The organism is Ensifer sp. Root1252, from assembly GCF_001425885.1.
GTDB lineage: Bacteria > Pseudomonadota > Alphaproteobacteria > Rhizobiales > Rhizobiaceae > Ensifer > Ensifer canadensis.
In genome coordinates this window covers 633829-645701 of the sequence record NZ_LMDT01000001.1, presented here as the reverse complement: position 1 = coordinate 645701, position 11873 = coordinate 633829, and the positions used below count along the sequence as shown (strand labels likewise).

The 11873-nt window shown below is 63.5% G+C and carries 11 protein-coding genes; 1 reads left to right on the top strand and 10 read right to left on the bottom strand.

The window, feature by feature from the left end:
- Positions 1–52: 52 nt before the first annotated feature.
- The 4 genes from ASD02_RS03145 to ASD02_RS03130 all read right to left on the bottom strand — a co-directional run bounded on the left by ASD02_RS03145 (position 53) and on the right by ASD02_RS03130 (position 3188).
- Positions 53–421: a hypothetical protein gene (locus tag ASD02_RS03145; RefSeq protein ID WP_225906196.1), complete on the bottom strand. Its 369-nt coding sequence runs from the start codon at positions 419–421 to the stop codon at positions 53–55.
- A 154-nt stretch (positions 422–575) separates the two neighbouring features.
- A complete protein-coding gene (locus ASD02_RS03140) occupies positions 576–1286 on the bottom strand; it encodes a phenylalanine--tRNA ligase beta subunit-related protein (RefSeq protein ID WP_025425635.1) in 711 nt (236 codons plus the stop codon).
- 34 nt (positions 1287–1320) lie between these two features.
- Positions 1321–2223 (bottom strand): DMT family transporter, encoded by a 903-nt coding sequence (locus tag ASD02_RS03135; RefSeq protein ID WP_025425636.1) that lies wholly within the window; start codon positions 2221–2223, stop codon positions 1321–1323.
- Positions 2224–2375: 152 nt separating this feature from the next.
- A complete protein-coding gene (locus ASD02_RS03130) occupies positions 2376–3188 on the bottom strand; it encodes an AraC family transcriptional regulator (protein WP_025425637.1) in 813 nt (270 codons plus the stop codon).
- Positions 3189–3417: 229 nt separating this feature from the next.
- Between ASD02_RS03130 and ASD02_RS03125 the strand changes: the two genes are divergently transcribed.
- Positions 3418–4122, top strand: a complete 705-nt coding sequence (locus tag ASD02_RS03125; RefSeq protein ID WP_025425638.1) for a DUF2268 domain-containing putative Zn-dependent protease — start codon at positions 3418–3420, stop codon at positions 4120–4122.
- Between the two features lie 6 nt (positions 4123–4128).
- On the opposite strand, the gene ASD02_RS03120 is transcribed toward ASD02_RS03125, so the two are convergent.
- The 6 genes from ASD02_RS03120 to ASD02_RS03095 form a co-directional block, all read right to left on the bottom strand.
- The gene (locus ASD02_RS03120) at positions 4129–4533 is read right to left on the bottom strand and encodes a GFA family protein (RefSeq protein WP_025425639.1); all 405 of its coding nucleotides are present in this window, start codon (positions 4531–4533) and stop codon (positions 4129–4131) included.
- A 216-nt stretch (positions 4534–4749) separates the two neighbouring features.
- Positions 4750–5550 carry a 5-deoxy-glucuronate isomerase gene (gene iolB / locus ASD02_RS03115; RefSeq protein ID WP_025425640.1) on the bottom strand — a complete coding sequence of 267 codons (801 nt, stop codon included), beginning with the start codon at positions 5548–5550 and terminating at the stop codon, positions 4750–4752.
- Between the two features lie 235 nt (positions 5551–5785).
- Entirely contained in the window at positions 5786–6688 is a 903-nt protein-coding gene (gene iolE, locus ASD02_RS03110; protein ID WP_025425641.1) for a myo-inosose-2 dehydratase, read from the bottom strand.
- Positions 6689–6933: 245 nt separating this feature from the next.
- Positions 6934–8787, bottom strand: a complete 1854-nt coding sequence (gene iolD, locus ASD02_RS03105) for a 3D-(3,5/4)-trihydroxycyclohexane-1,2-dione acylhydrolase (decyclizing) (RefSeq protein ID WP_025425642.1) — start codon at positions 8785–8787, stop codon at positions 6934–6936.
- An 88-nt stretch (positions 8788–8875) separates the two neighbouring features.
- On the bottom strand, positions 8876–10813 hold the full coding sequence (iolC, locus tag ASD02_RS03100) for a 5-dehydro-2-deoxygluconokinase (RefSeq protein WP_025425643.1): 1938 nt from the start codon (positions 10811–10813) through the stop codon (positions 8876–8878).
- A 115-nt stretch (positions 10814–10928) separates the two neighbouring features.
- A complete protein-coding gene (locus ASD02_RS03095) occupies positions 10929–11792 on the bottom strand; it encodes a MurR/RpiR family transcriptional regulator (RefSeq protein ID WP_025425644.1) in 864 nt (287 codons plus the stop codon).
- Positions 11793–11873: the final 81 nt, after the last annotated feature.

Here is an 11873-nt window from a genome sequence, read left to right as displayed (position 1 = left end):
GTGAACGATGACACTGTCAGCCGGCGGCGTTCGCCGGCTGACCATCGGCCGATCAGAAGGCCGACATGCGCAGCGCCAGCACCAGCTGCGTCACCCTGAGGGTTATGAAGACGTAGATCGCCAAAAGCAGGATCTGCAGCGCCAGGTGCCGGCGCACCTTCGACAGCCTGTGCAGACCATCCGCCAGGTTGAGCAGAAACAGGACTGTGCCGATGACGGAGACGATGTAGCCCGCCACGGCGATGTTGGGCAGGCCCTTGATCTCCAGGCTGCGGCCATTCTCGATCGCATGCATGCCGGCGGCGATCACCAAGGTCGCCATCACCAGGTTGCGCACATGGCGAAAAATCTCTTCGAGCCCGCCATTATCGAACAGCATTCGCCGCGCCAGACCGAGTTTTGATCGCGTACCTTCAGTCATCATCGCCTCTTGCTCGCCGCATGATCCTTAAATCGGGGTCGAGTTAAAGGCGGAACTTTGCGGCAAATTTAAAGAACGGCAGCATCGCGCCCCTTTTGACGTGGGGCGCTGCAGGCTGCCGGGAGGCTGCGATAGTATGACCGGTGGCCTTGCGTCAAAGACTCTCATGTGTGGCAAAGGCAAACCGCGGCGCCGCTCGGCTGAGCAGCATAGAGGTCGGGCGGACATGCCAGGCGGCGGCGATGGCTTCCTCCAATGCGGCAACGAGTTCGGCCACGTCAGCCGCTGCGGTTTCATGCAGCGCCTCCGCGACGATGAGGGCCGACGTGGTCTGCGGGTGGATCGCCGAATAGCCGCTTTGCCGGTTGGTCCATCGGCGCGCATGGGCGCGTCCCTCCGCATCGCGAAAGATCACTTCATCAGGTTCAGGGTGTTCCGTTTCACCGGAGAAGGTTGCATAGACCTCGTCTCCGCCCGCGCGGGTAACCTCGAGATTGCCGGAGATGCGGGAAACGTCGAAGACGGCGATGGGCATGGCAAAGGCCAGCGACACGGCGTTGCACAGGTCGATCAACGGATGGATCGACGGCAGGTCGCCCTCCTTCCTGAACCGGCGCAGCAAGGCTTCGGACGCGCAGCGATACTGCGTCGGCTTCAGTCCCATCCTGGCGAAGGTGCGGCGCCACGCCTGAATTTCCGCAAGTTCGCCTTCGGCGCGCGTTGCAAGAACGTCCCTGGCGATCGCCTGAAACCGCTCGACGGCATCGGCGACCGAAACGTCGCTGCGAATGCCCTCGACGTGGAGCGCGCCGGCTGCAAGCTCGGGAAAATCACGCCAGATGCTGTCTGAATGCTGGAAATGCATGGGATGCCTCGAAGTGGAAGAGATGATGACGGCGTCAGCTCTGCGTTTGGCCGGCAGTCTTGGGCCGGAAATGCGGCATGGCAAGACTGAGGACGGCGACAAGCACGCAGCCGATGCCGGCGAGCTGGTTGATGCTGACGGGTTCGCCGAGAATGACGAAGGCCAGCAGCACGGCGGAGACGGGTGCAAGAGCGGTGAAAACCGAGGCTTCCGTTCCGCTCACCCTGGCGGATCCTGCGTACCAGAGGATGAAGCCGGCAACGGTCGGGACCAGGGCATAATAAAGCACGGCTGCCAGCGACTGCATCGTGACCCCTTGCTGCGACGGCGCTTCGAACAGAGCGGGCACGATGGCGACGGCAACGCCCATGCCGGCCATGATGGTGGACAAGGCGAGAGGTGCGATCGGCGTTCGGATGCGTTTGTTGATCAGGATGAACAGCCCTTCGCAGATCACCGCGCCGAAGACGAGAGTGATGCCGAGCGGCGAATGGTGTGCACCATCGTCGGGCCGAAGCACGATGGTCAGAACGCCCGCTGCCGCCAGCCCGATCGCGACAAGGGTCGAGCGGCTGGGCCGTTCGCCGAGCAGCAGGATGGCGATTCCGGCAGAGACGACCGGTAGAGTGCCGATAACGACGCCGGCATCCGTCGCCGAACTGTAGCGCAACCCGGCAATCAGAAGTGTCGTGTAGCCGACGCTGCCGGCTCCGGCCTGCAAGAGCAGGATCAGCCACTCGCGCCGCTCCAACCTTGGCCAAGGCGTGCCGGTCAGTCGCACCAAGGTGAAGAACAGCGGAAAGGCGACCGCGAAGCGCAAGGCGGTGGCGCTAAACGGCGGTAAGCCGGAAGCGATCAGCTTGCTGGCAATCACCGTGCTGCCGACCGTGATCATCGCCAGCGAGAGGTAGAGGTATCCCTGAATTTTTTCCGTCATGCGGCCACTCCTGCGTTGGCGCGCAGAAAACCTCATCCGGATCTTTCGGTCTTGAACGGAATTGCAGGCGTTAAGGCGTGGCGAGCAAAACTGTGTAGCGATTCTGCATTGACGACATCCGCGAAAACAAGAACGCAAAGCGCGTCTTCAGGTCAATGGAATGCATCGGCATAGGCGCCCGGCGAAATGCCGTACTTGCGCACGAAGATTCGGGTCATGTGGCTCTGGTCGGCAAAGCCGCCTTCCACTGCCGCCTCGGCAAGCGGCACGCCCCGCGCAATCAGCCGCCGCGCCAGATCGATGCGGCGTTGCACGAGATAGGCATGCGGCGTGAGCCCGAAGGTTTTCGAAAAACCGCGCACCACCTGAAATCGGCTGAGGCCGGTTGCCTGCGCAAGGTCGGACAGGGTGATGGCGACGGTCGGATCGTCGTCGATCAGGCTTTGCGCTCTGCGCATCGCCGACGGCACATGTCCGCCATGCGTTTTCCCCTCACGCACGCGCATCACATCGGCCAGCAGCGTCAGGACGTGCTCCTCGCCCTGCATCCCCGTCCGATCGCCATCGGGTGCGGTGATCGCGCTAAAAAGAGCCTGGAAGTGTTTCGACGTTCGCTCATCATGGAAGGCGGGAGCGGTGAATTCTGCACTTCGCGTCCTGCCCTGGCTGATGTCCTCCATGGCGTCGGCGATTGCGGAAGGCTCGAAATAGAGCATCCGCCAGGACCGTCCCGCATCGCCGATCGGCATGCCGTCATGGACCTCGCCGGGGTTGACCGTGATCATGTCGCCGGCGCCGGCTTCCACCATGCCGCGACCGCTCAGCGATTTCTGGGCGCCCTGGTGGATGAGGCCGATGCCGAATTGCTCATGCGTGTGGCGGGCAAACACGTGCCCCGACGCCGCCTCGACGGCCTCGATGCCGCCAATGCGGCCGGGGAATATCGTGAATCGGCCCTTTGCCATCGCCTCGCCTGGTCGGGCACTGGTGGCCCGTCGGATGTTTCAGTTCTTTCTTACACCGGCCGCGCCTTTCCGGCCATGGCGATCGACTGTAACCGCTGCGACGGCCGCAAGGTCGGCGCGACAATGGGCGCAGGCATGGGCTGATGCTTTTGTCCTTCCGGCGTTGCAATCGACGGCCGCATGCTTAAATTCCGCCGTCGAATGACGATGACGACCGGAGATGTGCCGAATGCTGGACCTGCGCGTTCACTTCCTCGAAGCCGATGGAGCCCTTGCACAATGGCGCGAGCAGATCCTCGCAGACGTGCAAGTGACGGCAGAGCGTGTCGGCGGCCGCGTTTCCGCGGCCGACAGGGCTGCGCCCGTCGATGTCATCGTCGAGCGCCGGCCGGGCGAGACGATTCCGGAGCTTGGGTTGTCGGGTGCCTGCTACCGCCGCGGGCTCGTGACGGTCACGCTCGATCCGGACAATCCCAACTTCGCCGCCAGTCTCGCCAATGGCGAGCTGCGAAAGACGCTCACGCACGAACTTCACCATTCCTTCCGCCACGCGATGTGCGGTTATGGTTTCAGGCTGGGAGAAGTCTTGGTCACCGAGGGCCTGGCGGACGCTTTCGACGCCGAGATCAACGGTGGCGATGGCAATCGCTGGAACCACGCTATCCCTGCCGAAGACTGGTTGGGGGTTATCGAGCAGGCCGAGCTGGAGCTCTGGGCCGACGCCTACAACCACAGCGCCTGGTTCTTCGGCTGGAGCAGCCATGGCAACCCGCTTCCCCGCTGGGCCGGTTATTCGATCGGCTATCATCTCGTCAAAGCCTACCTCGCGGCCAACCCGGACGCGCGTCCGTCGCAGATGACCGGAACCCCGGCACCCGAGGTGATCGGCCAAGCCTGGGCACACTTGAAAATAAGGATGACGGCCGAGGCATGACCGGGATTAATCCCTGTCGTGACCGGGCAGTGCACCGACGTCGTTGATCCAGGGCAGGGCGGACGAGCGCCAGATCTGTGATTTCGGGGTGAGCTCACGGCGCTGGTTGATCGTCCCGAGGCGAATGCCGACCTCTTCGGCGTCCTCGTCCGTGCCGGTGGTGTAAACCGGCGAACCGCAGTTCGGGCAGAAGAACTGCAGCCGCTTGCGGCCGTTCTCTGCGGTCTTGACGTAGAGCTTTGGTTCGCCCCCGGTCAGTCGGAAATTCTCGCGGGCCGTGCCGGCCGACACCCGGTAGGCCGTTCCCGTCAGTTGCTGGCAATCGGTGCAGTGGCAGATCGCGACATCGTCCGGATCGATCTCCGCCTCATAGGTCACGAAGCCGCAATGGCATTGTCCGTCGATCCGCATGGCAAAGCCTCCCTGAAAGACCATAACCTAGAGCGTTTCCGTCCTAAACGGAGTCACGGAAACGCTCCATTTTTCGCATTTCCTGAAGGAAAGCCGCTTCGCACTAACGGCTCTGGGGCGGCCCGCATCCGTCCATCCCAGTGCAACGGTACGGCACGGTGCCGTACGGATCGGCGCACACCTAAGGTCCTGATCGGTAGGTGCGCCACGTCGCTCCTAAACGCCGGTAAACAGCCACTCGTGTTCGCGGGCGTTGTGGAACTTCCAGACCCGCTTCGGCCCGGCCATGACGTTGAGATAATAGACGTCGTAGCCGTGCACGGCCGCAACGGGGTGATATCCCCTCGGCACCAGCGTCACGTCCCCGTCTTCCACCGCCATGGTCTCGTCCAGCGAGCGATCGTCGGTATAGACGCGCTGCACGGCAAATCCCTGCGGCGGGTTCAGGCGGTGATAATAGGTTTCTTCCAGGTAGCTCTCGGCGGGCAGATCGTCCTGGTCGTGCTTGTGCGGCGGGTAGGAAGAGGTGTGTCCGCCCGGCGTGATCACTTCGACCACCAGCAGCGACTGGGCGGAGCTGTCGTCCTCGGGCATGATGTTGGTGACATAGCGGGTGTTGGTGCCCTTGCCGCGGGTCAGCTGCGGGTGTGTTCCCGGCTTGATCACCTTGGCCTTGAAACCCTCGCCGCCCGGGGCCGAGCAGATCGCAAGATCGAGATCGGTCGTCGCCGCCACTTGCCAGCGGCTGCCCTTCGGCACGTAGACGGCATAGGGCTGCCCCTCGAACGGCGTCATGCGCTCACCGAGCTCGCCGAAATCCTCGCCATCGACCGAAACCTTCGCCTTGCCCGAAACCAGCACAAGGCAAATTTCCTTGTCGCCCGCCTCGCCCTGCGTCGTCTCGCCCGGCTTCAGCCGATTGAGCGCGAAACCGACATAGGTCCAGCCGGCGCTTTCGGGTGTGACGTTCTGCATCAGGCCGGACTTGGCCTTCGGTTTGACGAGCAGTTTGGACATTTGGCGGTCTCCTGACTTCTTACTTGGCGGCGGCATTCTTGGCCTGCCCCTCACCCTAGCCCTCTCCCCGCAAGCGGGGAGAGGGGATTCTGGAGTGCGCCTGATCTTCTTCGCCTTACGCTGCGAGGGGGGGCGCGGAGCTAGCGGCATTTCCCTTCTCCGCGCGAGCGGGAGAAGGTGGCGGCAGCCGGATGAGGGGCGTTCCCCTCGAACCTGGCAGCCGGATGAGGGGCTGCTAAGCCCGATCGAGCCCGGCTTCCTTGGCAAACGCCTTCAGCGATTTCAGTCCGAGCGACTGATACTCGAAGGGATTGCGCACGGCGGAATCCTGCTCGGCTTCGATCACCAGCCAGCCATCGTAATTGTGTTCGGCGGCGATTTTCAGGACGGGGAGGAAATCGACGCCGCCTTCGCTGTCGCCCGGAACGGTGAAGACGCCGCGGCGCACGCCTTCGAGGAAGGAGAGGCCTTCGCCTTCGACGACCTTGCGCACGGCAGTGCGCACGTTCTTGCAATGGATATGGCGGACGCGGTGCATGCATTTTTTCGCAACCTCGGCCGGGTCGGAGCCGCCGAACCAGGCATGGCCGGTGTCGAGCAAAAGCTTGGTTGCCGGACCGGTGTTCTGCATCAACAGGTCGATTTCCTCGCCGGTCTGGACGATCGTGCCCATGTGGTGATGGTAGACGAGATCGACGCCCTGGTCGGCGCAATATTGCGCGATCGCTTCGAGGTCTGCACCGAATTTCTTCCACTGGTCTGCCGGCAGCACCGGCTTGTCGTTGGCGACCGACTTGGTGTCATCGCCGTGAATGGCGTTCGAGGTCTCGCAGACGATCGCCACCTTGCAGCCATTGTGCTTCAGGAGGTCGAGATGCGGCTGGATCGCCTTCTTCTCTGTCTCGACGTCATGGGTGAGCAGGTTGGTCGAGTGCCAGCCGGAGACGAAGACGAGGTCGTAGGAGGCGAGCTTTGCCTTCAGTGCTTCCGGATCGGAAGGCATCTTGTGGCCCTTCTCGATGCCGTCGAAGCCGATCTTCTGGCAATCGGAGAGGCAATCCTCGAGCGTCAGATGCGCGCCGATCGAATGATCGTCGTCGTTGCTCCAGGCGATCGGATTGGTTCCGTAGCGGATCATGTCTTTCACTTTCTCTTGCGTCATCCGCTTGGGGCGGAAGGTTTGTTGTGTCTCACTCGTACGGCAGGGGAGGGCGACGATGGCTCCTCATCCGGCTGCCGCCACCTTCTCCCCGCTTGCAGGGAGAAGGGATATGCCGCGCTCTCCGAAGTTCCCTCTCCCCGCAGGCGGGGAGACGGTTAGGGTGAGGGGCATAAATGCGCAACGGCGCCCACGTGGACAACGCGGGCGCCGAAAGGGCAATCTCAGCCAAAGCGCTGGGAGGTCAGCGCCTTCTCGTAGCCCTTGCGGGCCTCGTTGACTTCCGTACGGTTGGAAACCTCGGGGACTGCGACATCCCACCAATGGCCGCCTTCGTCGGTGGTGATCAGCGGATCGGTGTCGATGACGATCACGGTCGTGCGGGCTTCGCCTGCCGTTTCCTTCAGCGCCGATTCCAGTTCGGAAATCGAGCCGACCTTGCGGGTGAGCGCGCCCATCGCCGCGGCGTGCGCAGCGAAATCGATCACCGGCAGCTCGACATGGTGCGTGTCGCGCAAGAGGTTGTTGAAGTTGGCACCGCCGGTTGCCATCTGCAGCCGGTTGATGCAGCCGTAGCCGGCATTGTCGAGCAGCACGATGGTGATCTTGGCGCCGAGCATGATCGACGAGGCGATCTCTGAATTCAGCATCATGTAGCTGCCGTCGCCGACCATGACGATGACGTCGCTGTCGGGGCGGGCGAGCTTGGCGCCGAGGCCGCCTGCGACTTCATAGCCCATGGTCGAGAAGCCGTATTCCATGTGGTAGCCGCCGGGCGTTTCCGCCTGCCAGAGCTTGTGCAACTCGCCGGGCAGCCCGCCTGCCGCACAGACGAGGACCGTCTCCGCTCCGCCGCGTGCACGCTGGACCGCACCGATGACCTGTGCGTCCGAAGGCAGCGCCGCATTCGTGGTTGCCGTCGCCTTGTCGGCGGCCTTCAGCCACTCGGCCTTGCCGGCCTTGGCCTTGTCGGTCCAGGCGGTGTCGGCCTTGTGATTGCCGAGCCCGGCGGAAATGCGTTCGAGGCCGATGCGCGCATCGGCGACCAGCGGCAGCCCCTCATGCTTGGCCGCATCGAACGGCTGGACATTGAGGCCGACGATCTTCAGCCCTTCGTTCTTGAACAGCGACCAGGAGCCGGTGGTGAAGTCCTGCAGCCGCGAGCCGACGGCGAGCACGACGTCGGCCGCTTCCGCCAGCTGGTTGGAGGCTGACGTGCCGGTGACGCCGACCGAACCCATGTTGAGCGGATGGCTGTGCGGCAGGGAGGACTTGCCGGCCTGGGTCTCGACAACCGGAATGCCATGCTTTTCCGCGAAGGCGGCCAGCGCCTTGCTGGCTTCCGAATAGAGCACGCCGCCGCCGGCGACGATCACCGGCTTCTCGGCTGCCTTCAGCGCAGCAATAGCAGAGGCGAGCTCATCGGCATCGGGCTCGATGCGGCGCGAAGACCAGACCTTCTCGTCGAAGAAGGCTTCCGGATAGTCATAGGCTTCCGCCTGCACGTCCTGGCAAAGCGAGAGCGTGACCGGGCCGCAATCGGCCGGATCCGTCAAAACCTGCATGGCGCGACGCAGCGCCGGGATGATCTGCTCCGGCCGGGTGATGCGGTCGAAATAGCGCGAAACCGGACGGAAGCAGTCGTTGGCCGAGATCGTGCCGTCGGCAAAACCTTCCACCTGCTGCAGCACCGGATCGGGCCTTCGATTGGCGAAGACATCGCCGGGCAGGAAAAGAACGGGCAGGCGGTTGACGTGGGCAAGGGCTGCCGACGTCACCATGTTCAGCGCCCCGGGGCCGATCGAGGTGGTGCAGGCCATGAAGCGGCGGCGGAAGCTCGCCTTGGCAAAGGCGATCGCGGCATTGGCCATGCCCTGCTCGTTCTGGGCGCGGTAGGTGGGCAGCGTATCCTTGATGCCGTGCAGCGCCTCGCCGACGCCGGCGACGTTGCCATGGCCGAAGATGGCGAAGACGCCGCCGAAGATCGGTACCTTGTTGCCGTCGATGACGGTCATCTGGCGGGTCAGGAACCGCGCCACGGCCTGTGCCATGGTCAGGCGCACGGTCTTCTGGCTCATACTCTGTTTCCTCCTCGTGGCGAAATCGTCCCGTTTCGCCGACTTTATAATTTCTCAGATCGGAATCGAGTTAAGGACTCCGCCGATCCTACGCCGCCTTTGTTTCACCCAGTTGCAGCCAGAGATCCACCAGCGCCTTGAATTTTCCGGCCATGTCGGCGATCGCCTGCTCGTCGGTCATGGTGCCGCCGAGCCAGGCCTTGCTGGCATCGGCAAAGATGGTGCGGCCGACGGCAAAACCCTTGACCGTCTTCGATGTGCGGGCCGCGGCAAAGCCGTCCTTCAGCGCCTCGTAGGGGGCTTCGAGGCCGAGCAGCACGACGCCGCGGCAGAGCGGATCGCGCTTTTCGATGACCGCATCGATCGCTGCCCAGGCGCTGCGGCTTGCCTGCGGCTCGAGCTTCCACCAGTCGGGCTTGAGGCCGGCATCGTAAAGCTCGTTGAGCGCGCGCGGAATGGTCTGGTCGTCGAGCTTGCCGTGTTTGCCGGCGATGATCTCGATCAGGATTTCGCGGCCGACCTTGCGAGCCGCCTCGAAGGCCGAGCGCAGCTTGGCCACCTGCGTCGCTTTCATCTCGGCCGGGTCGTCCGGATGGTAGAAGGACAGCACCTTGATGCAGTGGTCGACCGGCCAGTCGATCAGGCGGCTGCCGAGGTCCTGGCTGAATTCGAACTGCAGCGGCCGCGAGCCCGGAAGCTCGATCGGCTTGCCGATCCAGAAGTCGCGGTGGGCGCCGGCAGCATAAAGCGCGTCGCGGCCGTATTTGTCGTCGATCAACATGCCGAAGCCGGAACGGCCGGCCGCCACCTGTGCCGCCGCCTTGACTGCCAGAACCTTGAAGGCCGGGATGCGGGCAAGTAGCTCCGGGTTGCCGGCGGCCACATCTTCCAGCTGGCTGCGATGGTCGATCGCCAGCGCCATCAACAGCGGGATTTCGCGGCGGCGCGTGGTCGCCCAATGCACGTGATTGATCGCCTCGTCCTTGCGCAGCGCCCGTTCCTTGCTGCCCTTCTCCAGGAAGAACTGCAGCTCGGTCCAGGTCGGGATCTCAGGCGCGCAGAGCAGGCGGGAGACGGCAAAGGCGCCGCAGGCGTTGGCCCAGGTCGCGGAGGTCGCATGCGGTTCGTTCTTCAGCCAGCCGCGCAGGAAGCCGGACATGAAGGCGTCTCCGGCGCCGAGCACATTGTAGACTTCGATCGGGAAACCCTTGCCGACGATGCCGTCTTCGAGGTTATCGGAAATCGGACCGTCATAGACGATACAGCCCATCGGGCCGCGCTTCAGGACGATCGTCGCCGTGGACAGCGCCCGGATCGTCTTCAGCGCTTGCAGCAGGTCGCTTTCGCCCGACGCGATCAACACTTCTTCCTCGGTGCCGACGATCAGGTCGCAGTCGGCGAGAACTGTCTTCAGATGGGCCGAGACGCGGTCGGAGGCGATGTAGCGGCTTTCGCCGGCATCATGGCCGGCAAGGCCCCAGAGGTTCGGGCGGTAGTCGATGTCGAAGACGATCTTCGCGCCGTTTTCCTTGGCGATACGCATCGCCTTGCGCTGCGCCGCATCGGTGTTGGGCTTGGAAAAGTGCGTGCCGGAAACCAGGATGGCCCGCGCCGAACGAATGAAGTCTTCAGAAACGTCGTCTTCGCACAGCGCATTGTCGGCGCAGTTGTCGCGGTAGAACAGCAGCGGAAAGGACTTGTCGTTCTCGACGGCGAGGATGGCGAGCGCCGTCAGGCGCTCCGGGTCGGTTACCATGCCGCGGGTCTCGACGCCTTCGCGGGTCAGCTGCTCACGAATGAAACGGCCCATCTGCTCGTCGCCGACGCGGGTCAAAAGCGCCGACTTCAACCCGAGCCGCGCGGTGCCGACGGAGATGTTGCAGGGGCAGCCGCCGACCGATTTGGCAAAGCTCGCAACGTCCTCAAGCCGGGTGCCGATCTGCTGGCCATAGAGGTCGACCGATGCCCGGCCTATGGTGATGAGGTCGAGCGGCTTTGCTCCCTGTGGCGAAACGTTCTGGCTCACTGCTTCCTCCCCGCGGACGCCTTTGCGGCCCCGACCATTCTCGTTCTGTGGGTGATGCAGGTATGAAACATAAATTCCGGCGTTTCGTCAATATAGAATTTTCATTCTATCCGTTCTATTCCGTCCTCGTCTCTTCAAGCAGGCGGCGACGCTTCTCGGCAATGGCGACTGTCAGCGCCATGGCGAAGGCCATGCTGGCGGAAAGCGAGCGGAAGCCGGCGTGATCCGCCTCGACCAGTTCGAACCAGACCTTGGAAGATTCCGCCAGCGGCGAGAACGCCGAGTCGGTCAGCGACACCACCGGCACCTTGCGCTCGGCAAGCAGCCGCGCCTGGGTGGCGCTTTCGGAGGCGTAAGGCGAGAAGCTGACGGCAAACGCGGCATCGTTCTTGCCAGCCATCGCCAGCATGTCGTCATCGATGCCGGCGGCCGTGCCGACCAGCTGGTATTTCACCTTCAGCTTGCCGAAGGCATAGGCCATGTAGCTGGAGATCGGATAGGAGCGGCGCTTGGCGATCAGATAGACCGTCTCGGCCTTGGCGAGGATGTCGACCGCGCGCTCAAAGGCTTCCGGGTCGACCGAGGTTGCGATGTTGTCGAGCGAGCGGTGGGCGGCGGCGACGAAGCCGTTGAAGATCGAGCCGCTCTCGAGCTTGCTGTGTTCGTTCTCGCTCAGTGCCTTCAGCCGGTCTTCGTAGCCAGGCGTGCGCTCGCGCAGGCGGGCGCGGAAAATCTGTTGCAGGCTGGAGAAGCCCTCGAAGCCGAAGTGCTGGGCAAAGCGCACCAGGGTCGACGGCTGGACGTCGGCCGAGGTGGCGATGCTTGCGGCGGTGCCGAAGGCAATCTCGTCGGGATTGTCAAGCGAATAGGCGGCCACCTGCTTCAACCGTTTCGGCAGCTGCGCCTTTCGCTCCAGAATGACCGCCTTCAGCGCTTCGAAATCCTGCGGGACCTCCGTCGTCGTTTCAGGCGTTGCCATTCTTGTCTGTCTCCAGTCTGACCCGTGTTCTCTAGTGACCTCACACTAATCGAATAGCGGCGGCTGGGATAGAACAGGCAT